This window comes from Pseudomonas sp. GW821-FHT12A04 (genome assembly GCF_058807755.1).
Genome location: NZ_JBXAQZ010000001.1, coordinates 483,112 through 505,629, shown reverse-complemented (window position 1 = coordinate 505,629; position 22,518 = coordinate 483,112). Strand labels below are relative to the sequence as shown.

Below are 22,518 nucleotides of genomic sequence, written 5' to 3'. Positions count from 1 at the left end.
CAGGAATAAATTTCAAAAAAAGCCGGTGGCTGACTATGGTGGTGGCTGTCTTCGGATCGCCAACAAGAGAACAAAACATGAGCCAGACACCGTCGAATATTCAGCGCGCCGCCGTCATCGGCGCGGGCACCATGGGCCGTGGCATTGTCATGTGCCTGGCCAACGCCGGAGTGGCCGTGCAGTGGGTGGACAACAATCCGCAAATGCTGGAGCAAGCGCTGGCCACCGTGGCGGACACCTATGCCCACAACGTGCGTCAGGGCCGCATTGATCAGGGCGAAGCCGATGCCCGTGTCGCGCGCGTTACGGCGGCGGATGGTTATGTGGCCATCCGCGATGTCGACCTGGTCATCGAAGCGGTGTACGAAAACCTTGAGCTCAAGCAGAAAATTTTCCGCGAGCTCGATGGCCTGCTCAAACCTGAGGCGATTCTGGCCAGCAATACTTCGGCGCTGGACATCGACGCCATCGCCGAGGTCACCCGCCGGCCGCAGCAAGTGCTGGGCCTGCACTTCTTCAGCCCGGCGCATATCATGAAACTGCTGGAAATCGTCCGTGGCGCGCAGACTGCACCGGCGGTGCTCGACGCGGCACTGGCGCTCGGCCAACGCATGGGCAAGGTCAGTGTGGTGTCGGGCAATTGCGACGGTTTCATCGGCAACCGCATGCTCAATACCTATGTGCTCGAAGCGCGAAAAATGCTGCTCGAAGGCGCTTTTCCCTACCAGGTGGACGCAGCGCTGCAAGCCTTCGGTTTTGCCATGGGGCCGTTCCGCATGTTCGACGTGGTGGGCGTCGACCTGCAATGGCGCTCGCGCCAGATATCCGGCATCGGGCAGGATGCGCCGCAAGTTCAGGTGGATAACCGTTTGTGTGAGCAGGGACGTTTCGGCCAGAAGAGTGGCAACGGCTTTTACCACTATGAACCGGGCAGTCGTCAGGCCGAACACGATCCGCAGGTCGACGCACTGGTGCTTCAAGTCAGTGAGGAGCTGGGGTTCCAGCGCCGCGAGATTGGCCCGGAGGAGATTCTCGAGCGCTGCTTGCTGGCACTGGTCAACGAAGGCGCGAAGATTCTTCAGGAAGGCATCGCCGGGTCGGCTCACGATATCGATCTGGTCTACCTCAACGGATACGGTTTTCCGGCGGACAAGGGCGGGCCGATGGCCTGGGCGGATCAGCAAGGGTTGGCGGACATTCATCGGCGCTTGATCGACCTTGAGACGCGTCAGGGTGATCACTGGAATCCGGCGCGGGTGATTGGGGAGCTGGCGGCGACTGGCAAGGGCTTTGCTGACAAGTGATGGATGCGGCGCCTGCAAGGGCGCCTTCGTAAGCAAGCCCGCTCCCACATTGGATATCGGTCGTACACAAAATCTGTGTTCACCGAAGATCAAATGTGGGAGCGGGCTTGCTCGCGAAGAACGATAACGCGGTTTTCGCCTTAGACTGGCGAACCCACTCAGGAATCAACGCTGATGCCCCAACGCACCGACTATCCGCACTTCCAGCCCATCACCACCCGCTGGCACGACAACGACACTTACGGTCACGTCAACAACGTTACCTACTACAGCTTCTTCGATACGGCGGTGAACACTTACCTGATCGAAGTCGGCGGCCTGGATATCCATGACGGTGAGGTGGTGGGGTTCGTGGTGAGCTCCTCCTGTGATTACTTTGCTTCCATTGCTTTCCCAGACCGCATCGAGATCGGTCTGCGGGTGGGCAAGTTGGGCAACAGCTCGGTGCAATACGAACTGGCGGTGTTTAAGCAAGGGGAAGACGAGGCCTGCGCGGCGGGGCGCTTCGTTCATGTGTTTGTCGATCGTGCGTCGAATCAACCTGTGGCGATTCCTGCAGGGTTGCGCGGGGCGCTGGAGCGTCTGGTGGTTCAGTAAGGCAAAAAAAATCGCAGCCCTCGGGCTGCGATTTTTGTTGTACTTACCAGCGAGGCGCTCGAGGCCTTAGTCGCGGTAGTACTTGTGGTGCTTCTTGCGATGGCCATAGGCATGACCACGGCCCGGATGGCCGTCACGGTAGTAACGACGATCACCATGGCCGCGATACGAACGACGATCGTCGTCGTCATCATGATCGTACTCTTTGCCCATGTAGTTACCCAGCGCGCCACCGGCACCGCCGCCTGCTGCGGCGCCGATCAGGCTACCGGTGGTGCCGCCCATGCTGCGGCCGACCACGTTACCGCCTGCTGCGCCCAACGCACCGCCAAGGGCGGCTTCGCCACGGCTGTGTTTGTTTGCGCCGACGGCGCTACCACCCGCGCCACCCAGGGCCGCGCCGATGGTGGAACCTGTGCTGCCGCCTAACGACTGACCGACGACCGAGCCTAGAACCCCGCCCAATGCGCCGCCTACACCGGCTTCGGTGGTGCCGCCAGCAGATGCGATACCGCTGACCAGGCCAAGGGACAACAAGAGAATCGAGGAGAACTTCATGGAGGAACCTCAAGGGGATGACGGCGCGATCCTGAGGCTCTGGAATGGGCGTGACAATCGAAATCCGACGAATAACACGACCTGTATACAATATTGCAAGTTACTGTTTTTTGGACGGAACTTAACGTTTTTTTGCCGGTCTTTTACTACTTCGCAAAGGCCGTTTTCATGAGGAAACGGCCTTTTTTGTGGGCGATTGGAAAGTGCTGGATCCGGAGTTTTTGGTCATTGGTCTGGCCTCATCGCGAGCAAGCTCGCTCCCACAGGGATTTCAGTCGAACGCAGATTATGTGAACAGCAGAAAAAAACTGTGGGAGCGAGCTTGCTCGCGATGGGGCCAGTTCAGACAACGTGTTACGCCGACCTGGCCATGATCAACCCGGTCTCACTCGCCGCTTCCAACCGGATCGCCACGAATTTCGACGTCGGCGTATGGCTGTCATCGCCGGTGCTTTCCAGCGGCACCAACGGGTTCACTTCCGGATAGTAGGCCGCCGCTTGCCCGGCCGGGATATCAAACGCCAGCAGCGTGAAACCTTTTACCCGACGTTCAACGCCATCGTCCCAGAGCGAAACGATGTCCGCCTTTTGCCCCGGCTTGAAGCCCAGGCGAATGAGGTCGGCTTCGTTGACGAACAACACATCCCGCTGACCCTTCACACCGCGATAACGATCGTTGAGGCCATAGATAGTGGTGTTGTACTGATCGTGGGAACGCATCGATTGCATGATCAGGTCCGGCAGTACTCCGGTGGCGCGGGTGCGTTCGTGCACCAGGTCTTTGGGCAGCGCGTTCGAGCGGAAATTGGCCCGGCCCGAAGCGGTGTTCCACTTGCGTGCGCCGGCACTGTTGCCCAGGTAGAAACCGCCAGGGCTCTTGATCTTCTCGTTGAAGTCCTTGAAGCCGGGAATGGTCTCGGCAATCAGGTCGCGGATGCGGCTGTAGTCGGCCACCAGCCAGTTCCAGTCCACCGGGTGGCTGCCCAGGGTCGCGGCGGCGATGCCGGCCAGGATCGCCGGTTCCGAGCGCATCTGGTTCGACAGCGCCTGCAGCTGGCCATTGGAGGCGTGGACCATGCTGAACGAGTCTTCGACGGTTATCGCTTGCGGGCCTTGGGTCTGGATATCGATGTCGGTGCGGCCCAGGCACGGCAGGATCAGCGCGTCCTTGCCGTGGGTCAAATGGCTGCGGTTGAGCTTGGTGCTGATCTGCACGGTCAGGTCGCAGTTTTGCAGGGCCTGGAACGTGCGCGGGCTGTCCGGCGTGGCCTGGGCGAAGTTGCCGCCCAGGCCGATGAAGACTTTGGCCCGGCCTTCAGCCATCGCATGAATCGCTTCGACCACGTTGTGGCCGTTGTCGCGTGGCACCTTGAACTGGAAGCGACGCTCCAGGGCATCGAGGAACGCGACAGGTGGGCGTTCGTTGATGCCCATGGTCCGGTCACCCTGCACGTTGCTGTGGCCACGCACCGGGCACAGGCCCGCACCCGGCCGGCCGATGTTGCCGCGCAGCAGCATCAGGTTGGCGATTTCCTGGATGGTCGCCACCGAATGACGATGCTGGGTGATGCCCATGGCCCAGCACATGATGACGTTCTTGCCCTTGACGTACATGCGCGCCGCTTGCTCGATTTCTACCAGGCTCAGGCCGGACTGCTCGACGATCTGCTCCCACGGGGTGTCGTCGATGACGGCCAGGTAATCCAGCACGTTGACGCTGTGCTCGTTGAGGAAGTCGTGGTCGAACACCGCCGGGTCGCCGGTTTTCTGCGCGTCGCGCTCCCACAGCAGGAGGAATTTCGCCATGCCGCGGATGATCGCCATGTCGCCGCCCAGGGCCGGGCGGAAGAACGCGGTGTTGGTCGGCTCGGAGCCGTTTATCAGCATTTCGATCGGGTGCTGTGGATGCTGGAAGCGCTCCAGGCCCCGCTCCTTGAGCGGGTTGATGCACACCACTTGAGCGCCGCGTTTCACCGCTTCGCGCAGTGGTTCGAGCATCCGTGGGTGGTTGGTGCCGGGGTTCTGACCCCAGACGAAAATTGCATCGGCGTGTTCGAAGTCGTCGAAGGTCACGGTGCCTTTGCCGACCCCGACGCTTTGCGACAACGCGACACCGCTGGCCTCGTGGCACATGTTTGAGCAGTCGGGGAAGTTGTTGGTGCCGTAGGCGCGCACGAACAGCTGATAGAGGTACGCCGCTTCGTTACTGGCCCGGCCCGAGGTGTAGAACTCGGCCTGATCGGGGCTCGACAGGCCGTTCAGATGCCTGGCGATCAGGGCGAATGCGTCGTCCCAACTGATCGGCTTGTAGCGATCAGTCTCAGCGTCGTAGCTCATCGGCTCGGTCAGGCGGCCCTGGTACTCGAGCCAATAGTCACTTTGTTCCAGCAGCGAAGTGACGCTGTGTTTGGCGAAGAATTTGGCATCGACACGGCGTTTGGTCGCTTCCCAGTTCACCGCCTTGGCGCCGTTCTCGCAGAACATCACCATGCCCTTTTCCGGAGAATCGCCCCAGGCGCAACCCGGGCAGTCGAAGCCACCGTTCTGGTTGGTCTTGAGCATGATGCGCAGGTTCTTCAGCGCGTTGTCGCTGGTCAACCAGGCCTGGGCAACGCTGATCAGTGCCCCCCAGCCGCCGGCCGGGCCTTTGTAGGGCTTGAAGCGAGGGACGGGTTTCTGGTCGGCTTGACGGTGTTGACTCACGCTTGATTCTCCAACGTTGGGCTGTAGACCCGCGGCGCATTCTTCTGTGGCAGATGGATGAGATTGAGGTTGTGGCGACGGGCCCATTGCACGGCAAGGCCCGTGGGCGACGACAGGCTGACCAGGGTCTGGATGCCTGCGCGCAATACTTTCTGGATCAATTCGAGGCTGCAGCGGCTGGTGACAATCGCCAGCCCGCCAGCGGTGGGGATTTTCTGGCGGATCAATCCGCCGATCAGTTTGTCGAGGGCGTTGTGCCGGCCGATGTCTTCGCGGCCCAGCAACAACTCACCCTTGTCGTTCATGAACACTGCGGCATGCACCGCGCCGCAATGCTGGCCCAAGGGCTGGAAGGCGCCGATGCGCTCGCGCAGGCCATCAAGCCATTCGATCGGCGGCAACGGGGCGCCAGGCAATACCTGAAGGTCCGGCAACGCCTGCTCGACCGCTTCCACGCCGCACAACCCGCAACCGCTGGTGCCTGCCAGTTGTCGGCGCTGCTGCTTGAGGTTCCAGAACGCGCGGTTGGCGATGGTCACTTGCGCGTATTGCGCCGACCCCGAGCCGCTGAGTTGCAGGTCGTAGATGTCCGTGGCGTCCTGGATGATGCCGCTGCCCAGGCTGAAGCCGACGATGAAATCTTCCAGGTCCGTGGGCGTGACCAGCATGACCGCCTGGCTGATGCCGTTGAAGGCAATCGCCAGCGCGACTTCCTCTGCCAGCGCGGTGCTGGCCGATTCGGAGTATTCGAGATTGCTATAGCTGTACGTCTGGCTTGCGGCGGGCGCGGGCGTTTCGAGGGCAGGCGCCGCGCATGCAGGGCGCTTGGTGTTCATGGCATCACCGACGGTTTGATCAGCTTTAAGACTAGGCGCGGCAACTTGTCGCGTCTAATCGCTAATACTGATCTGCCGATAGATGCCGTCGATCAACCGCCAATCAGCGATTGCTGATAGAGGGCAAAACAGGCTTCTGCCAGCGCCGAGCGCGGTGCGCTGCGACGCATGATCAACCCGAGGCGGCCAAGGGTCTGGGCGTTCTCGATCGGCTGCAGGCGCAAATGCTCGGTCAGGCCTTCGAGGCCGCCGTCCAATGGCATCACGGCGCAACACAAGCCACCGTGCACGGCTTGTAACAGTTGGTGCACGGCATCGGTCTGCAACAACGGCTGCGGGGTCAAGCCACGGCTGTGGAAGTTATGGTCGATGGACTGGCGAAAGTGCATGCCACTGGTGAGCATGCCCAGCGGCAGTTCGATCAACGATTCCCAACTCAATGGCGCTTCGCCAAAGGTGAAGAAGCGTTGATCGTAGAGCAAACCCATGCGGGTTTCGCTGAAGGCCAGGGAGTCGAAGTGTTCGGCATCCAGGCGTTCCAGGTATGACACGCCCAGATCCAGGCGATTGTTCGCCAGTTGCTCGAGGATCTGTTCGGAACTCAGGGCCGAGAGTTCGAAGCGCAGGTTCGGGTGTTCGGCGTGCAAGCGTTGCATCAGTGGCAGCGGATCGAAGCTCGACAACGGCACTACGCCCAGGCGCAAGGTGCCGACCAGATTGCCGCGACAGGCGGCTGCCTCGGCGTACAAGCCGTCATAGGCCGCCAGGACGGTGCGCGCCCAGGCCAGCACCCGTTCGCCCGGTGCGGTGAAACCTTCGAAGCGTTGGCCGCGATTGACCAGTGGCAGGTCGAGTTCTTCTTCGAGGCTGCGCAGGCGCATGGACAGGGTCGGCTGGGTGATGTGGCAGCGTGCGGCGGCCTGGCCGAAATGGCGAGTTTCGTCGAGCGCGATGAGGAATTTCAGCTGCTTGATGTCCATCTGCGCTCCAAGGGTTGGGAAGGTGCGGATTCTATCGCAAGCGGGGTCATTGGTCGGGTTGGATTCGTAGGTGACGACCGTGGTCTAGGCTCTGATGTCTGGAACCCGAAACCCAAGGAGAGTGCACCATGAGTCTTTTGAGCTTTGTGAAGGAAGCAGGCGAAAAATTGCTGGATTTGCTGACGCCAGGTAACGCCAACGCCAGTGAGCAGTTGAAGGAGCACATCAGCAAGGTCGGCCTGGGCAACCCGAATGTGCAGGCGACGGTCGATGGCGACAAGGTCACGGTGACCGGTGAAGTCGCCAGCCAGGAAGAGAAGGAAAAGATCCTGCTGGCGGTGGGCAACATCGCCGGGGTGGGCAGCGTGGATGATCAGATCACCGTGACTGGACCGGTGGTGAAGGCGGCAGTGTTTGTCACCGTGGTGAAGGGCGATACCCTCAGCGCGATTTCCAAGCGCGTGTACGGCGATGCCAACAAGTACAACAAGATTTTCGAAGCCAACAAACCGATGCTGTCGCACCCGGACAAGATCTATCCGGGGCAGTCATTGCGGATTCCTGAGTAAGTCGTCAAACCGCGTGATGGCCATCGCGGGCAAGCCACGCTCCCACAGGACCTGAGTCGATCACGAAGATTGCGAACGACGCAGATCCTGTGGGAGCGAGCTTGCTCGCGATAGCAGGCAACTCGGTCTAGAGCCCTGCAATCAAATCCCGATAATCCCCAACCGCCGCGAACTCCGCCGTATCCTTCGGTCCCTTGCGGCTATCCGGCTCTCGCACTGCCAGCAAATGCGCCACGCCAAAGTCCCGTGCACTGCGCAGGATCGGCAGGGTGTCGTCAATGAACAGGCTGCGCGCCGGATCGAAATCGATATCGGCTTGCAGCGCATCCCAGAACTGCGGATTTTCCTTGGGAAAGCCGTAGTCATGGGAGCTGATCAAGCGCTCGAAGTAGGGTGCCAGTTCGATTTTTTCCAGCTTCAACGACAGCGCGTCCCGATGGGCATTGGTGATCAGCACCACGCGCTTGCCGGCCCGTTTGATCGCCGACAGAAAGGTGTCGGCATCCGGGCGCAGGGCTATCAGATGCGCGGTTTCCAGTTTCAGGTCGCGCACCGACAGTTTCAGTTCGGCGCTCCAGAAGTCCAGGCAGTACCACTGCAACTGGCCGGCATTGCGCTCGAACAACGGCTGCAATTCCATCTCGGCCATGGCCCGGCTGACCCCGTGCAGTTCGGCGTAGCGTTGGGGCAGGTGCTCCATCCAGAAGTGGTTGTCGAAATGCAGGTCCAGCAGCGTGCCGTCCATGTCCAGCAGAACGGTATCGATGTCGGACCAGGGTAATGAAGGCATGGCAACGTCTCGGGCAGTAGAAAGATTTCTGGCGTAAACAATCGGGAAAGCCGCGTTATAGTAGCGCGTTCACGCCAAGGAGCTTTGCATGCGCCAGAAACCCACCATACTCGCCCGCGAAATTGTCGCCACCAGTCGATTGTTCTGCGTGGAAGAGCTGAAGCTGCGCTTTTCCAATGGCGTGGAGCGCACGTATGAACGCCTGGTCGGCAAGGGTGCCGGGTACGGCGCGGTGATGATCGTGGCGATGCTCGACGCCGAGCATGCGGTGCTGGTCGAGGAGTATTGCGGCGGCACGGATGAATATGAAATGTCATTGCCCAAGGGTTTGATCGAGCCGGGCGAAGACGTGCTGGCGGCGGCCGAGCGCGAGCTCAAGGAAGAGGCCGGTTTTGGCGCGCGGCAACTGGAGCACCTGACCGAGTTGTCGCTGTCCCCCGGCTACATGAGCCAGAAGATCCAAGTAGTGCTGGCTACCGACCTCTACGAAGAGCGTCTGGAAGGCGACGAGCCAGAGCCGATGCGGGTGGACAGGGTCAATTTGCGTGAGCTCTCGGCGCTGGCGCAAAACCCGCAATTTACCGAAGGCCGCGCCTTGGCGGCGCTGTACCTGGCCCGAGACCTGTTGACTCAGCGCGGAGCGTTCCAGCCATGAATTTCCCGCATCCGTTGATGGCGCCGGTCATTGAGCTGGCCTTGCAGGCCGGTGAGGCGATCCTGCCGTTCTGGCGCACAGGCACGGCCGTCACGGCGAAGGCTGATGACTCGCCGGTGACCGCTGCCGACCTGGCTGCGCACCACTTGATTCTGGCCGGGTTGACGGCGCTTGATCCGAGCATCCCGGTGCTTTCCGAGGAAGATGCCAACATCCCCCAAGACGTGCGGGCCGGATGGCAGCGCTGGTGGCTGGTCGATCCGCTGGATGGCACCAAGGAGTTCATCAGCGGCAGCGAAGAGTTCACCGTCAATATCGCCCTGATCGAAAACGGTCGGGTGGTGTTCGGTGTGGTGTCGATGCCGACCAACGGGCGTTTTTACGTCGGTGGTGCGGGACTCGGCGCCTGGCGTGGCGATAAAGGTGGCACGCCCGTGGCGATCAAGGTGCGTGAGGCGTTAGCGCCCGGCGAGTCGTTCACCGTGGTGGCCAGCCGTCGTCATTCGAGTCCGGAGCAAGAGCGATTGCTGGCCGGGTTGAGCGCCAGCCTTGGCGAGCTGCAACTGGCCAATATCGGCAGTTCGCTGAAGTTTTGCCTGCTGGCCGAAGGGGCGGCGGATTGCTATCCGCGCCTGGCACCGACTTCCCAGTGGGACACGGCGGCGGCGCAAGGTGTGTTGGAAGGTTCGGGCGGGGAAGTGCTGGAATTGAGCGGCGAGCCGTTCAGCTATCCGGCGCGGGCGTCGCTGTTGAATGCGTTCTTCCTGGCATTGCCGGCGAAGGCGGCCTGGCGGGAGAAACTGCTGGAATTGGCCCGCTCCTGAAATCACCCTGGCCACAGGTTGTACAACACCCTCACATTCAGCGGTGCAGCACGTACTGTCCGACAAACCTCACCGCATCCTCATCACGACCTTCGTTGACCACCCGTGTATGCAGCGTCAACCGAGCACGGCTGTATCGCTGGAAGGTGGTCAGGAATTTCTTCCAGATCACCGGGTCCGGCGCCTGGCAAATGGCGTTGGCATCCCCCGTCACCGGCAGCGGATAGCTGATCTGTCCTTCCTGAATCACGATGTGCCCGTCTGTAATGCCTTCTTCTTTAAGGCGCAAATGCAGCCAGCCCCAACCGGCCAGGACCGCGCCGCAATACAGGCTGCCGCCGAACATGGTGCTCTTGTGGTTGACGTTGGCTTCCAGCGGCAAGTGCAGGCGCAGTTGCTGGTCATGCCAGTCGAGCACTTTGAGGCCCATGTCCCTGGTGAGGGGAATGTCGTGATGGAGAATGGATTCCAGTTGTCGACTGTCGCGGCTCATTCAGGGGGCTCTCGCTTGAAGTGGATGATTGGACGGTAGCTCAATCGAGATCGTCAGGGTGGGCCGAGGCGCCACTGTCGGCGAAACTCAGACCGTGCTTGCGCAGTTTGTCGTGCAGGGTCTTGCGCGGAATGCCGAGGGCTTCGGCGACGCTGCGCACGGAGCTGTGCGAACGTGCCAGTTCGGCGGCGATGAGTGATTTTTCGAAGTTCTCCACTTGCTCGCTCAAACCGCCGTTGACGACTTCGACCCTGTTGCCAGCGCTGCCTTCCGGCGTGCTGTTGTCGAGGGCCAGTTCCAGCCCGAGGGCAAAACGTTCGGCCGCATTTTGCAGCTCGCGCACGTTGCCGGGCCAGGTGTGGCGCAGCAGCAAGGCACGTTGCCCCGGTTGCAGTTCATGGGGCGGCAAGCCGTGGCGGGCACTGGCTTCATCGGCAAAATACTGGAACAGCATCAGCGCATCTTCGCCCCGTTCGCGCAGCGGTGGAATCCGCAGCGGCGCAACGTTCAGGCGGTAATACAGGTCGGCACGGAAACGCCCTTGATCCGCTGCCTGGCGCAGGTCTTCCTTGGTGGCGGCGATGATGCGGATGTCCAGCGGGATCAGTTGATTGCCGCCCAGGCGTTCGACTACCCGCTCTTGCAGCAAACGCAGCAATTTGACCTGCACATCCAGGCTCATGCTTTCGATTTCATCGAGGAACAGCGTGCCGCCATTGGCGAATTCGAACTTGCCGATGCGGCGTTTCTGCGCGCCGGTGAAGGCGCCGGGCTCGTGGCCGAACAACTCGCTTTCGACCACTGATTCGGCCAGTGCACCGGCGTTGATCGCCACGAACGGACCGTTGCGACGGCTGGATAAATCGTGCAGCGCCCGGGCCACGACTTCTTTGCCTGCGCCGGTTTCGCCGAGGATCAGCACGTCGGCCCTGGTCGCCGCCAGGGCACCGATCTGCTCGCGCAGTCGCAGCATTGAAGGTGAGTGGCCAACCAGCCGCGTGCTCAGCTCGTTGCGGTCGCTCAAGGCCAATCGCAGGCTGCGGTTGTCCAGCACCAGCCGGCGCAGGGCCAATGCGCGGCGCACGCTTTCGAGCAGGGCGTCGCTGGCGAAGGGTTTCTCCAGAAAGTCATAGGCTCCGGCGCGCATGGCCTGCACCGCCAGCGGCACATCGCCATGGCCGGTGATCAACAGCACCGGTAGCTCAGGGTCCTGGGCGTGCAGTTCGCTCAACAGCTCAAGACCGTCCATGCCGGGCATGCGGATGTCACTGACCACCACCCCTGGCCAATCACGTTCAAGTTGCGCGGCCAGGCCCTTGGCTTCGGCCAGCGGCAGGATTTTCAGGCCGGCCAGATCCAGCGTCTGGCTCAAGGCCTGGCGCAAATGAGGGTCGTCGTCGATCAACACGACCTGAATGCGGTTGTCGATGGTCATGCACTTCGGTCCTCGGACGGTTGCAGGCTCACGCCCGGTGCGCCTGCGCGCAGCTTCAGGGTAATCAGGGCGCCGCCCTCCTTGTGGTTGGCGAACGACAGTTCACCGCCGAAGGCGCGCATCAGGGTTTCGCAAATCGCCAGCCCCAAACCGAGGCCCTGGGTGCGGGTCTTGGTGGTGTAGAACGGCTCGCTGGCGCGCCCGAGGGCTTCCATGCAAAAGCCGGGGCCGTTGTCGCGAATGTACAGGTTGACGCCATCGGCCGTGGATTGGGCACTGAGCCAGAGTTTACGTGGCGGGCCTTTTTCCGTCAGGGCATCCAGGGCGTTGGCCAGCAGATTGCCGAGTACCTGGCGCAGGCGGGTTTCCCCGGCTTCGACCCACAGGGTGGCGGCGGGCAAGTCGCGGATCAGCTCGACTTCCATGCTGCGTCGACGCTTGGCCAGCAAGGCCAGGGCATCGTCCAGCGCCGGTTGCAGGGCGACGCTTTCCGGGGCATGCCGGTCGCGCCGGGCAAAGGCGCGCAGGTGGGCGATGATCGAGGCCATGCGACCGGTCAATTCGCTGATCAGCTTGAGGTTGCCACGGGCATCGTCGGTGCGCTGGTGATCGAGCAACACTTCGGCGTTTTCCGCGTAGCTGCGAATCGCTGCCAGCGGCTGATTGAGTTCGTGGCTGATGCTCGCCGACATGGTGCCCAGTGCCGACAATTTACCGGCCTGCACCAGATCATCCTGGGCGCGTACCAGTTCCTGCTGGGCCTGTTCGCGTTCCAGCACTTCCTGTTTCAGGCGCCGGTTCAGGCCTTCGAGATCGCTGGTGCGCTCGGCAACCCGGCCTTCCAGTTCGCGGCGGGCCTTGGCTTCGAAAGCAATGCGCTCGAGGTAATGGCGGCGGCGCTGCATCATCAGGCCAAGCAGCAGCATCAACACCAGCAGCGCTGCGCCACCGATGGCCACCACCGTACGTACCGGGCGGTCGATCAAGGTGCGCGGGGCGAGGATGCTGACGTCCCAGCCGGTTTCGGCGATCTGCTGGGTCTGGGTCAGCCAGGCGTCCGGGTTGAGCTTCAGCGGTTTTGGATCGCGGGTTGGATAGGGCTGGATCGCAGTGATGGCCTTGCTTTCGTCCTCGCTCAACGGGCGGGTCGAGCGGAATCGCCACTCCGGTCGCGAGGTGAGAATGACGACGCCGTTGTGGTCGGTCAGCAGCAGTTGTTCCGGGGTTTTGCCCCACAGGCTTTCGGTGTGGTCGAGGTCGACCTTGACCACCAGCACACCAACGATTTTTTCACCGTCGCGCACGCCAGCGGCGAAGAAGTAACCGCGCTTGGCCGAGGTCGTGCCCAGGCCGAAAAAGCGCCCGAGCCGCCCGGCCATGGCTTCGCTGAAATACGGCCGGAAGGAAAAATTGCGCCCGACGAAACTGTCGTGTTTGTCCCAGTTGGAGGCGGCCAGGGTCTTGCCGGTGGTGTCCATCAGGTACATGACTTCGGCACCGGTCTGGGCGGCGATGTTTTTCAGCAGGCGGTTGGCGTTGCCTTGGGTGACGCCATCGTCCGGTGCGCCGAGCACGGCGCGCAGGGCCGGCAGGTCGCCGAGGATCTGCGGCAACACTTCATAGCGATGCAGGGTACCCAGCAGGTTGGCGACGTAGAGGTCGAGGGTCTGACGATTCTGACTGGCCAGCTCGCTGCGGTAGTAACGCTCGGCGAGATGTTCCAGCGGCCACAGCAACGGCGCCAGGCACAGTGCCAGCAGGGCCAGGCTGCGCCAACGGGGTCTGGGAGGGAGGGTCGGTTTCATGAGCAGCATGCGCCTGTGGGTACAGGCGCATTATGCCTAGGCTTGCCCGCCTTGGGTCAGCTGCATCTTGATCGGCGAGCTTCAGCCGACCTTTCAGGCAAAGACGTCGGCATTCTTGAAAAATACCCCGGCCTGATCTTTCGCCGACAGCTGCGGCGTGCCTTGCAGTTGCCAGTCGATGGCCAGGTCCGGGTCGTCCCAGCGAATGCTGCGCTCGGCAGAGGGCGTGTAGTAGTCGGTGGTTTTGTAAAGGAACTCGGCAAACTCGCTCAAGACCACGAACCCGTGGGCGAAACCTTCCGGAACCCAGAGTTGGCGATGATTGTCGGCAGACAGGCGCACAGCGACCCATTTACCGAAGTGCGGTGAGCTGCGACGGATGTCTACGGCGACGTCCAGCACTTCACCGACCGTGACGCGAACCAGTTTTCCCTGGGTATTTTCCAGTTGGTAATGCAGACCGCGCAGCACGCCCTTCTGCGAACGGGAGTGGTTGTCTTGAACGAATTCAGTGTCTAGTCCGGTGGCCTCTTTGAAAGCCCTGGCGTTGAAGCTCTCATAGAAGAAACCACGTTCGTCACCAAAGACCTTGGGTTCGAGGATCAGAACACCGGGCAGGTCGGTGGTCACTACATTCATGGCGGCTCTCCAGCATCGTGCGTTTAATGGCCGCCATTCTTGCGCAAAGCGCCGACCGGGGCGAGTGCTCAAGTAAAAATCTACCGGCCTGTTCCAGCCCCTGCAAATGACCATTACCGGTTCCGGGGGGGTTGCGTATCGCCCGAACCAGTGGCGATATAGGCGCCTAATAAAATTTCAGGGGTTGTTGTATGCCGCTCGCCACGTTGATTCATCGCGCCAGTTTGCCCAGCCCGCAGGTGTCTGCGGAGCAAGCGCTAGAGCTGCTGGAAGAACATTACGGGTTCAGCGGCAGGTTGCAGGCCCTTGGCAGCCAGCAAGACCTGAACTATCGCGTCGACAGCGAGCGGGGACGTTTCGTCCTGAAAATCTGCCGTGGCGACTACTCGGTACTGGAGCTTCAGTCACAACATGCCGGGCTCAAGCATCTGGGCGAGCACCCCGATGTACAGGTGCCGCGTGTTATCGAGGCGAAAAACGGTGCAGACCTGCTGTCGCTGGACGTGGGTGGCCAGGCGGTGCACGTTCGTCTGCTCGATTACATCGAAGGCCAGCCACTGACGAGCCTGGGCCATTTCAACCCGACGGTGGTGTCCGGCTTCGGCCGCCTGTGCGGAGAAATGGACCTGGCCCTGGCGGATTTCGACCATCCGGGGCTGGTGCGAACCCTGCAATGGGACGCCCGCCATGCGCACGCCCTGATCGCGCATTTGCTGCCGGTGATCAAGGATGAAGCCCAACGCAAACTGATCGTCGAAGCGTCCGGGCAAGCCGAGCGGCATTTGCAGCCACTGCAGGACAAACTGCCGGTGCAGGCCATTCACATGGACATCACCGACGACAACGTGGTGTGGCAGCGTGATGCGCAGCGCCATTGGCAACTGCAAGGCGTGATTGATTTCGGCGACCTGGTGCGCACCTGGCGCATCACCGATCTGTCGGTGACCTGTGCCGCGCTGCTGCATCATGGCGAGGGCGATCCGTTCTGCATTTTGCCGGCAATCCAGGCGTATCACGCGGTCAACCCGTTGCAACACGAAGAGCTGCTGGCGTTGTGGCCGCTGATCGTCGCCCGCGCAGCGGTGTTGGTGCTCAGCGGCGAACAGCAGGTCAGCATTGATCCGGGCAATGCCTACAGCCGCGACAACCTTGTCCATGAATGGGAAATCTTCCGTGTAGCCACGTCGGTGCCGTTGGCGCTGATGGAAGCAGCGATCCTCACCGCCGTCGGCCAGAACCTGCCTACCATCGGCAGCGAAGGCTTCGCCCCGCTGTTACCGAGCCTGGTGGGACGTGAGTTCGCCTTGATCGACCTCGGTGTGCTCAGCCCGCATTTCGAGGCCGGGAACTGGGAGCAGGAGGGTGTCGATCAGCGCCTGCTGGATGAAGCGGCCGCGGCACATGGCTTGGCGGCCAGTCGTTACGGGCAATACCGCCTGTCCCACACCCGCCCGGACAGCGCCGCTGAACCGGACACGTGCCCGCTGCACGTCGAGTTGCGTGTGCCTCAAGGCACGGCGGTCGAAGCGCCGTTTGCCGGGGTGGTGCACCAGCCATCGGCGGGCGTGCTGCATCTGGATGGCCCGCAACTGAGTGTGCGGCTTTGGGGTGTCACGCCGTCGCTGCACAGCGGCGCGGCCCTGGTCAAAGGCCAGGTGCTGGGTTCGGTCAGCGGGCCATTGATCGTGCAGTTGTGCCGTGGCGCGTCGATCGATGCGCCGTTGTTCTGCACGCCATCGCGCGCCGCCGCCTGGCAAGCGTTATGCCCGTCGCCGGCCGCGTTGCTGGGGCTGGCCTGTGATGCCGAAACAGAGCTCGACGGAGCGACCTTGCTGGCCCGGCGCGATGCCAGCTTCGCCCGCACACAAAAACACTATTACGTTGATCCACCGCGCATCGAACGCGGCTGGCGCAACCATTTGATCGATATGCAGGGCCGCTCCTACCTCGACATGCTCAACAACGTAGCGGTATTGGGCCACGGCCATCCACGCATGGCGGCAGTCGCCAGCCGCCAGTGGTCGTTGCTCAACACCAACTCGCGCTTCAACTACGCAGCCGTGGCCGAGTTCTCCGAACGTTTGCTGAAGCTGTCCCCCGATGGCATGGACCGGGTGTTCCTGGTCAACAGCGGCAGCGAGGCCAACGACCTGGCGATTCGTCTGGCGTGGGCCTACAGCGGCGGTCGCGACATGCTCAGCGTGCTGGAGGCCTATCACGGCTGGACGGTGGGCGCGGATTCGGTGTCGACCTCGATCGCCGACAATCCCAAGGCCTTGAGCAGCCGCCCGGACTGGGTGCACCCGGTGACCGCGCCAAACACCTATCGCGGTGAGTTCCGTGGCCCGGAAAGCGCGCCGGATTATGTGCGCAGCGTCGAACACAACCTGGCGAAAATCGCCGAGCAGAAACGCCAGCTGGCCGGTTTCATCTGCGAACCGGTGTACGGCAATGCCGGCGGTATCTCGCTGCCACCAGGTTATTTGAAACAAGTCTATGCCATGGTCCGGGCCAGGGGCGGTGTGTGCATCGCCGACGAAGTGCAGGTCGGCTACGGGCGCATGGGCGATTTCTTCTGGGGCTTCGAAGAGCAGGGCGTCGTGCCGGACATCATCACCATGGCCAAGGGCATGGGCAACGGCCAGCCACTGGGCGCGGTCATCACCCGCCGGGAAATCGCCGAGGCGCTGGAGGCCGAGGGTTATTTCTTCTCTTCCGCCGGCGGCAGCCCGGTCAGTTGCCAGGTCGGCATGGCCGTGCTGGATGTGATGCAAGAGGAAAAACTCTGGGAGAACGCCCAGGTCGTTGGCGGGCACTTCAAGGAGCGCCTCGAAGCGTTGATCGATATTCATCCGTTAGTGGGCGCGGTGCACGGTTCCGGTTTCTACCTGGGCGTCGAGTTGATCCGCAACCGTGAAACCCTGGAGCCGGCCACCGAAGAAACCACCGCACTGTGCGATCGCTTGCGTGAGCTGGGGATCTTCATGCAACCGACCGGCGATTACCTGAACATCCTCAAGATCAAGCCGCCGATGGTCACTTCGCGCCAGAGCGTGGATTTCTTCGTGGACATGCTGTCGAAGGTGCTCGCAGAAGGGCTGTAAACACATCCCCCTGTGGAAGCTAGCTTGCTCGCGATGAGGCCATTCCAGTCACAGATTTTTCGACTGAAAGACCGCTATCGCGAACAAGTTCGCTCCCACAGGGGGGGAGAATTTTAGTTCGATTGATATCGGCTTTTAATCGATTGTTTTTGTAACGGTGGATGTAAGGTGCTTTAAAAGCCGATATTTATCGGATATAAAGTCGCCACAGCCCACCGCGTTTACACATACGCTTCCATTTCTATCAGGTATCAATGTCACTCCGGAGTCCTGAGCCATGACCACGTTGAACAGCACCCCTCGCGCCGACGGCTTCTATATGCCAGCCGAATGGGCACCTCAAACCCAGACCTGGATGATCTGGCCCGAGCGCCCGGACAACTGGCGCCTGGGTGGCAAGCCGGCACAAGCCGCTCACGTGGCAGTGGCCAAGGCTATCGCCCGTTTCGAACCGGTGACCGTGGCGGTTTCCGCCGGCCAGTACGAAAACGCCCGTGCCCGTCTGGACGTGCCGAATATTCGTGTGGTGGAAATGTCCAGCGACGACGCCTGGGTTCGCGACTCCGGTCCTACCTTCGTCATCAACAACAGTGGCGAAGTCCGTGGCGTGAACTGGGACTTCAATGCCTGGGGCGGTTTTGACGGCGGCCTGTATTCGCCGTGGAACCGTGACTCGCAGGTTGGTGGCAAGATCCTCGAGATCGAGCGCAGCCCCCGCTATCGCACCGAAGGCTTCGTGCTGGAAGGCGGTTCGATTCACGTCGACGGCGAAGGCACCCTGATCACCACCGAAGAATGCCTGCTCAACCGCAATCGCAACCCGCACATGAATCGAGCGGAAATCGAAGCGGTCCTGAGTGCAAACCTGGCTGTGGATAAGATCATCTGGCTGCCGGATGGCTTGTTCAACGACGAAACCGACGGCCATGTGGATAACTTCTGCTGCTACGTGCGCCCGGGTGAAGTGCTGCTGGCCTGGACCGATGATCCGCAGGACCCGAACTACCCGCGCTGTCAGGCGGCGATGAAAGCGCTGCAAAGCAGCACCGATGCCAAGGGGCGCCCGTTCACGGTGCACAAGATGCCGATCCCGGGTCCGCTGTTTGCGACCGAGGAAGAGTGTGCCGGTGTCGATCCGGTTGATGGTACGCAGGAACGTAATCCTACTGTTCGTCTGGCCGGTTCCTACGTGAACTTCCTGATCGTCAACGGCGGCATCATCGCGCCGAGCTTTGACGACCCGCAGGATGGTCCGGCAAAGGAAATCTTGCAGAACCTGTTCCCACAGCATGAAGTGGTAATGGTGCCTGGTCGCGAACTGTTACTGGGGGGCGGCAATATTCACTGTCTTACCCAGCAACAACCCGCGCCGCACAAGGAGTGAGTGAGGTCGTAACAGCTTGAGTTGATTACGAAATCCCTCAGGCTGTCGATCAGCCTCCCGCAATGCACGGAGCCCGCGGCCCTACAGGCCTGCGGGCTTTTTTGTATCTGCCAGGCCACACTTCAGAAACCTTGGCACAGCTCTTGTATCTCCGCTGTTGTAACTCGGGGGAGGGAGGACTTCTATGTTCTGTCATAAACCTTGGATAAGTTAGCCGCTCACAAACCGGGAGAGAGCGCTGAAATGAACGCCGAAGTGAACGTAGTGAGCGACAAGGCGTTGCATCCCCTGGCAGTAAATAGCGAATCGCTCCAGATCCTGGCGCACTGGTTCAAGTCCAATGGAATGCGTCAGATCAGCGATACTGATCCGCGCCGGACAATGATCGAGCGTTACCCTGCTGGTTTATTCAGCGAGGCGGAACTGGATGCGTTGTGGGATGTGATGGAAGGATAAGAAGAACAACAACGGATTGAACAAAAAAAGCGCTGCCGGGATGGCAGCGTTTTTTTTGCGTGCAGATTCATGCAATCACTACGATCCCCTGTGGGAGAGCTTGCTCGCGATGGCGCCCGGCCAGTCAGCATTTATATCGACTGACCCACCGCTATCGCGAACAAGCTCGCTCCCACAAGGGAATAGTGTGAACCAGTGTTATTGGTTCACACCGGGATAAATGCTGTTTAGAAACTGTAGGTCCCCGTCACCACCAGACTACGCGGTGCCCCCGGCTGGATCTGAAAGGCACTGGTCGCCGACGAGTAATACGTCTTGTCGCTGATATTGTTCAGCGCCGCGCGCAAATCCCAATCCTTCTGGCGGAAGCCTGCCAAGGCGTCCCAGCGGCCATAACCCGGCAACACAGTGGTGTTGAGGTTATCGGCATAGCGGTCGCCAACCAAGGTCAAGCCGGTTTCGGCGTACCAGCCCATTTCCGGTTTCCAGGTCAGGAACAGGCTGCCGTTGTGCTTGGCGACGTTGTTGATGCGCTTGCCTTCCAGGCCGTTGTTGTCCTTTTCGATGGTTGCGTCCTGCAGACCCACGCCTCCGCGCATGTACCAGTTGCCGGTAATCCTGCCAGCGGCGGTCAGCTCGATCCCGCGAGAGCGTTGCAGCCCTGAAAGCAGGGTAATGGTCGGGTTGTTCGGGTCGCTGGTGCGACGGTTGTAGAGCTCCAGCTCATAGATGGCCAGCGTGGTGCTCAGGCGATCGTCGAGCCAGTCGCTCTTCACCCCGATTTCTTTCTGCCTGGTCCGCTCCGGGCTCAGGTCATTGCTGTTACCTGCCGCGCCCGGGGTGATGCCGATCAAGCCACCGCCGACCGGCGAGAACGTCTTGCTCCAGGAGGCGTAGAAGGAGTGATTTTGCAGCGGCGTCCAGACCACGCCAACGCGAGGGCTGGTGCTATGACTGTCACTGTCTTCGGAAATGTTGCGCACCTTGTTGGTCGACTCGATATCGAACGTGTCGTAACGCAGGCCGGCGAGCAATTGCCATTGATCGTTCAGGCGCAATTGATCCTGCACATACACCGCACGGCTCTCGACCTCGGTGTGGGTGTTGCTCGACACCACCATGCGCCCGGTATGACGCAAATTGCGGTCCGGGTTGTTCAGGTCCAGCGCCGGCACTGGTGAACTGCCCGGTCCGGAAGTGGCGGCGGTGTACAGCAGTGGGTCGCGGCGCTGGCTGCCGATTTCGATGCCGGTGAGCAAGCGGTGCTCCAGGCCGAAGGTATCGAAACCACCTTCCAGCTCGACGTTGTTGTAGACATTGCGGGTGTTCAGGTCCTGCTGCCAGTGCTGGCGCGTAACCTTGTTGGTGGCCGGGACATAGCCGGTCAAGTAAGTATTGTCGAAATCGCTGTCGAGTTTGAACACACCCAGGGTCTGGCGCAGTTGCCAGTTGTCGCTCAGTTCATACGTGAGTTTCGAGCGCAGGGACTGTGCCTTGTCGTCGATGAAATCGTTTTCGCTGCCGTAGGTTGTATCGCGCCCCACGTCTGCCGGGCGACCGTTTACACCGGGGATGCCACGATCCGGCGTGCGGTTGTAGCGGCTGTATTCGTACTGCACCAACCAGTTCAGGTCGGGGGTCAGCTGCCAGCTCATCGAGGGCGCGAACAACTGGCGATTGCCACTCACACCATCACGAAAGCTGTTCTCGTCCATGTTGCCCATGTTCAGACGCAGGCTGATGTTCTCGGACGGGTCGGTGCTGAGGTCGGCATAGAGGCTGCGCAAGTCCTCGCTACCGCCCTGGGCTTCAATAGTCGAGCGGCGACCGAACTCAGGCAGTTTGCTCACCCGGTTGACGATGCCGCCCTGGCTGCCACGGCCATACAGCACAGCGGCGGGGCCTTTCAAAACGTCGATGCGTTCGATGTTGTGCAGGTCGCGAACGTACTGGCTGTCGTCGCGGATGCCATCGAGATAGAAGTCGTTGCTGGCGTCGAAACCGCGGATGCGCAGGCTGTCGAAACGAGTATCGGCGCCGCTGCTGACGTTGGGGATACCACTGAGCGCCGTGCCCAGATCGTTGGTGCCGTAATCCATGACGTTCGAGGTTTTGATCGAGTCGATGGCTTGTGGCACGTAGCGCACCGGTGTCGCGGTCCGGGTTGCTGTACTGGTTTGGGTTACGCGCGGGTCGTCGGCTTCAGCTTCGGCGCTGATCGATGTGGCAGGCAAGGTAGTCGGTGCAGCGTAGGAAAAACCGGCAGACAACAAGGCAGAAAGCCCAAGGCTGTAGGGCGCAAGGCGAAAAGGGGCAGGCATTGAAAAGCGCATCCGTAGAATTTTCAGGTTGAAGCGTGCAAGGGGCGCGAATAGTAATGCTTGTCATTTGCTGCCGTTAGATGTAATTGAGAATCTATATCATTTGATTGTTTCGAGTTGTGTCTGAGTTGATACAGAGGACTTGCGCAACCATTCGACCGATTCAAGCAACAGACTGAAAGCCAATCCGGCGTTTTTCCGGGGTCGCTGGGGCACTAACCTGCCGACATCGAATTTTCCTGAGTTTCTGTCGGAGCCTTCCCATGATCCTGCATTACATCTACGACCCATTGTGCGGCTGGTGCTACGGCGCCAAACCGCTGGTGCAGGCCGCCCAGGCTGTGCTGCCCGTGATTGCCCACGGCGGCGGCATGATGACGGGGGCCAATCGGCAAAAGGTTTCGCCACAACTGCGCAGTTACGTCATGCCCCATGACCGGCGCATCGCCGAATACAGCGGACAGCCGTTCGGTGAAGCCTATTTCGAAGGTTTGTTGCGTGATCACACGGCTGTGTTCGACTCGGCGCCACCCATCGCTGCGGTGCTGGCTGCCGAGCAAATGGGAGGTCGCGGGCTGGAGTTGTTGGGGCGTTTGCAAAGCGCTCACTACGTGGAGGGGCGCCGCATCGCCGACGAATCGGTACTGTTTGAACTGGCCCACGGCATGGGGCTGGACCGTCAAACCTTCGAAAGAGCCTTCAGGGCGGCCGACACCGAAGGCCATATCAGGAACAGCCGGGCGCTTTTGGCCATGGTCGGCGGGCAGGGCTTTCCGACCCTGGCGCTTGAGCACAATGATCAATTCACCCTGATCGATATCGGGCCGTGGCTGGGCAAACCCCAAGCATTTGCGCAGTGGCTGAGTCAGTCGCTGCCCGATCAGGGATCATCCATTTCCGTAGCAGCCTGCGGCCTCGATGGCTGCAGTGATTGAATATTCCTGCTGCGTAAAGCAATTTCTTAGACGGTTTTCGCCTATTTTTAGAAGATTCATGAAATTGACACATCGTTAAGGGCACAGCTACGATTCGGCCCAACGCCTGTGGCCAACCGCCACGATCAAA

19 protein-coding genes are annotated in these 22,518 nt (G+C 61.0%); 9 read left to right on the top strand and 10 right to left on the bottom strand.

Translation table 11 applies throughout. The features are described from left to right. Window positions 1–77 precede the first annotated feature (77 nt). Complete coding sequence (locus AC1RS8_RS02155) at window positions 78–1,304, top strand: 3-hydroxyacyl-CoA dehydrogenase (RefSeq protein ID WP_489339567.1); 1,227 nt, start codon at window positions 78–80, stop codon at window positions 1,302–1,304. A 174-nt stretch (window positions 1,305–1,478) separates the two neighbouring features. Further along, window positions 1,479–1,901, top strand: coding sequence for an acyl-CoA thioesterase (locus AC1RS8_RS02150; protein WP_057712454.1), 423 nt, complete (start codon window positions 1,479–1,481; stop codon window positions 1,899–1,901). A 66-nt stretch (window positions 1,902–1,967) separates the two neighbouring features. Here the strand turns inward: AC1RS8_RS02150 and AC1RS8_RS02145 are convergent, their stop codons facing one another. The 4 genes from AC1RS8_RS02145 to AC1RS8_RS02130 form a co-directional block, all read right to left on the bottom strand. Further along, window positions 1,968–2,459 carry a glycine zipper domain-containing protein gene (locus tag AC1RS8_RS02145; protein WP_057712453.1) on the bottom strand — a complete coding sequence of 164 codons (492 nt, stop codon included), beginning with the start codon at window positions 2,457–2,459 and terminating at the stop codon, window positions 1,968–1,970. Window positions 2,460–2,813: 354 nt separating this feature from the next. After that, window positions 2,814–5,162: an FdhF/YdeP family oxidoreductase gene (locus AC1RS8_RS02140; protein WP_489339568.1), complete on the bottom strand. Its 2,349-nt coding sequence runs from the start codon at window positions 5,160–5,162 to the stop codon at window positions 2,814–2,816. Continuing rightward, window positions 5,159–5,998: a formate dehydrogenase accessory sulfurtransferase FdhD gene (fdhD, locus tag AC1RS8_RS02135; RefSeq protein WP_057712451.1), complete on the bottom strand. Its 840-nt coding sequence runs from the start codon at window positions 5,996–5,998 to the stop codon at window positions 5,159–5,161. Before fdhD ends, AC1RS8_RS02140 begins: the two co-directional genes overlap by 4 nt. 92 nt (window positions 5,999–6,090) lie before the next feature. After that, complete coding sequence (locus tag AC1RS8_RS02130) at window positions 6,091–6,978, bottom strand: LysR family transcriptional regulator (RefSeq protein WP_057712450.1); 888 nt, start codon at window positions 6,976–6,978, stop codon at window positions 6,091–6,093. A 128-nt stretch (window positions 6,979–7,106) separates the two neighbouring features. Between AC1RS8_RS02130 and lysM the strand changes: the two genes are divergently transcribed. Beyond that, window positions 7,107–7,547: a peptidoglycan-binding protein LysM gene (gene lysM / locus AC1RS8_RS02125; RefSeq protein ID WP_007972838.1), complete on the top strand. Its 441-nt coding sequence runs from the start codon at window positions 7,107–7,109 to the stop codon at window positions 7,545–7,547. 127 nt (window positions 7,548–7,674) lie between these two features. Here lysM and yrfG read toward each other — a convergent pair whose 3' ends face one another. Further along, window positions 7,675–8,337, bottom strand: coding sequence for a GMP/IMP nucleotidase (gene yrfG / locus AC1RS8_RS02120; RefSeq protein WP_057712448.1), 663 nt, complete (start codon window positions 8,335–8,337; stop codon window positions 7,675–7,677). A gap of 88 nt (window positions 8,338–8,425) precedes the next feature. On the opposite strand from yrfG, the gene nudE reads away from it, so the two are divergent. Both nudE and cysQ read left to right on the top strand, forming a co-directional pair. Then, window positions 8,426–8,992, top strand: coding sequence for an ADP compounds hydrolase NudE (nudE, locus tag AC1RS8_RS02115; protein ID WP_090452543.1), 567 nt, complete (start codon window positions 8,426–8,428; stop codon window positions 8,990–8,992). Then, window positions 8,989–9,816, top strand: a complete 828-nt coding sequence (cysQ, locus tag AC1RS8_RS02110; RefSeq protein ID WP_489339569.1) for a 3'(2'),5'-bisphosphate nucleotidase CysQ — start codon at window positions 8,989–8,991, stop codon at window positions 9,814–9,816. Before nudE ends, cysQ begins: the two co-directional genes overlap by 4 nt. A gap of 37 nt (window positions 9,817–9,853) precedes the next feature. On the opposite strand, the gene AC1RS8_RS02105 is transcribed toward cysQ, so the two are convergent. The 4 genes from AC1RS8_RS02105 to rfbC all read right to left on the bottom strand — a co-directional run bounded on the left by AC1RS8_RS02105 (window position 9,854) and on the right by rfbC (window position 14,188). Next, the gene (locus tag AC1RS8_RS02105) at window positions 9,854–10,309 is read right to left on the bottom strand and encodes a YiiD C-terminal domain-containing protein (protein ID WP_218495330.1); all 456 of its coding nucleotides are present in this window, start codon (window positions 10,307–10,309) and stop codon (window positions 9,854–9,856) included. Window positions 10,310–10,349: 40 nt separating this feature from the next. Then, window positions 10,350–11,744, bottom strand: a complete 1,395-nt coding sequence (locus tag AC1RS8_RS02100) for a sigma-54-dependent transcriptional regulator (RefSeq protein WP_489339570.1) — start codon at window positions 11,742–11,744, stop codon at window positions 10,350–10,352. Beyond that, window positions 11,741–13,549: a sensor histidine kinase gene (locus AC1RS8_RS02095; protein WP_090457724.1), complete on the bottom strand. Its 1,809-nt coding sequence runs from the start codon at window positions 13,547–13,549 to the stop codon at window positions 11,741–11,743. The genes AC1RS8_RS02100 and AC1RS8_RS02095 overlap by 4 nt, the downstream gene beginning before the upstream one ends. A gap of 93 nt (window positions 13,550–13,642) precedes the next feature. Continuing rightward, window positions 13,643–14,188, bottom strand: coding sequence for a dTDP-4-dehydrorhamnose 3,5-epimerase (gene rfbC / locus AC1RS8_RS02090; protein ID WP_489339571.1), 546 nt, complete (start codon window positions 14,186–14,188; stop codon window positions 13,643–13,645). Window positions 14,189–14,379: 191 nt separating this feature from the next. Between rfbC and AC1RS8_RS02085 the strand changes: the two genes are divergently transcribed. The 3 genes from AC1RS8_RS02085 to AC1RS8_RS02075 all read left to right on the top strand — a co-directional run bounded on the left by AC1RS8_RS02085 (window position 14,380) and on the right by AC1RS8_RS02075 (window position 19,132). Continuing rightward, the gene (locus AC1RS8_RS02085; RefSeq protein ID WP_489339572.1) at window positions 14,380–17,292 is read left to right on the top strand and encodes an aminotransferase; all 2,913 of its coding nucleotides are present in this window, start codon (window positions 14,380–14,382) and stop codon (window positions 17,290–17,292) included. Between the two features lie 277 nt (window positions 17,293–17,569). After that, a complete protein-coding gene (gene aguA / locus AC1RS8_RS02080) occupies window positions 17,570–18,676 on the top strand; it encodes an agmatine deiminase (RefSeq protein WP_057712442.1) in 1,107 nt (368 codons plus the stop codon). Window positions 18,677–18,919: 243 nt separating this feature from the next. After that, on the top strand, window positions 18,920–19,132 hold the full coding sequence (locus tag AC1RS8_RS02075) for a hypothetical protein (RefSeq protein WP_057712441.1): 213 nt from the start codon (window positions 18,920–18,922) through the stop codon (window positions 19,130–19,132). A 227-nt stretch (window positions 19,133–19,359) separates the two neighbouring features. On the opposite strand, the gene AC1RS8_RS02070 is transcribed toward AC1RS8_RS02075, so the two are convergent. Next, entirely contained in the window at window positions 19,360–21,453 is a 2,094-nt protein-coding gene (locus AC1RS8_RS02070) for a TonB-dependent receptor (RefSeq protein WP_489339573.1), read from the bottom strand. 263 nt (window positions 21,454–21,716) lie between these two features. Between AC1RS8_RS02070 and AC1RS8_RS02065 the strand changes: the two genes are divergently transcribed. After that, window positions 21,717–22,388, top strand: coding sequence for a DsbA family protein (locus AC1RS8_RS02065; protein WP_489339574.1), 672 nt, complete (start codon window positions 21,717–21,719; stop codon window positions 22,386–22,388). Window positions 22,389–22,518 lie beyond the last annotated feature (130 nt).

Coding starts and splice junctions, on each gene's coding strand:
- AC1RS8_RS02155 (WP_489339567.1), top strand. CDS start 78: ATGAGCCAGACACCGTCGAATATTCAGCGCGCCGCCGTCATCGGCGCG.
- AC1RS8_RS02150 (WP_057712454.1), top strand. CDS start 1,479: ATGCCCCAACGCACCGACTATCCGCACTTCCAGCCCATCACCACCCGC.
- AC1RS8_RS02145 (WP_057712453.1), bottom strand. CDS start 2,459: ATGAAGTTCTCCTCGATTCTCTTGTTGTCCCTTGGCCTGGTCAGCGGT.
- fdhD (WP_057712451.1), bottom strand. CDS start 5,998: ATGAACACCAAGCGCCCTGCATGCGCGGCGCCTGCCCTCGAAACGCCC.
- AC1RS8_RS02130 (WP_057712450.1), bottom strand. CDS start 6,978: ATGGACATCAAGCAGCTGAAATTCCTCATCGCGCTCGACGAAACTCGC.
- lysM (WP_007972838.1), top strand. CDS start 7,107: ATGAGTCTTTTGAGCTTTGTGAAGGAAGCAGGCGAAAAATTGCTGGAT.
- yrfG (WP_057712448.1), bottom strand. CDS start 8,337: ATGCCTTCATTACCCTGGTCCGACATCGATACCGTTCTGCTGGACATG.
- nudE (WP_090452543.1), top strand. CDS start 8,426: ATGCGCCAGAAACCCACCATACTCGCCCGCGAAATTGTCGCCACCAGT.
- cysQ (WP_489339569.1), top strand. CDS start 8,989: ATGAATTTCCCGCATCCGTTGATGGCGCCGGTCATTGAGCTGGCCTTG.
- AC1RS8_RS02105 (WP_218495330.1), bottom strand. CDS start 10,309: ATGAGCCGCGACAGTCGACAACTGGAATCCATTCTCCATCACGACATT.
- AC1RS8_RS02100 (WP_489339570.1), bottom strand. CDS start 11,744: ATGACCATCGACAACCGCATTCAGGTCGTGTTGATCGACGACGACCCT.
- AC1RS8_RS02095 (WP_090457724.1), bottom strand. CDS start 13,549: ATGAAACCGACCCTCCCTCCCAGACCCCGTTGGCGCAGCCTGGCCCTG.
- rfbC (WP_489339571.1), bottom strand. CDS start 14,188: ATGAATGTAGTGACCACCGACCTGCCCGGTGTTCTGATCCTCGAACCC.
- AC1RS8_RS02085 (WP_489339572.1), top strand. CDS start 14,380: ATGCCGCTCGCCACGTTGATTCATCGCGCCAGTTTGCCCAGCCCGCAG.
- aguA (WP_057712442.1), top strand. CDS start 17,570: ATGACCACGTTGAACAGCACCCCTCGCGCCGACGGCTTCTATATGCCA.
- AC1RS8_RS02075 (WP_057712441.1), top strand. CDS start 18,920: ATGAACGCCGAAGTGAACGTAGTGAGCGACAAGGCGTTGCATCCCCTG.
- AC1RS8_RS02070 (WP_489339573.1), bottom strand. CDS start 21,453: ATGCCTGCCCCTTTTCGCCTTGCGCCCTACAGCCTTGGGCTTTCTGCC.
- AC1RS8_RS02065 (WP_489339574.1), top strand. CDS start 21,717: ATGATCCTGCATTACATCTACGACCCATTGTGCGGCTGGTGCTACGGC.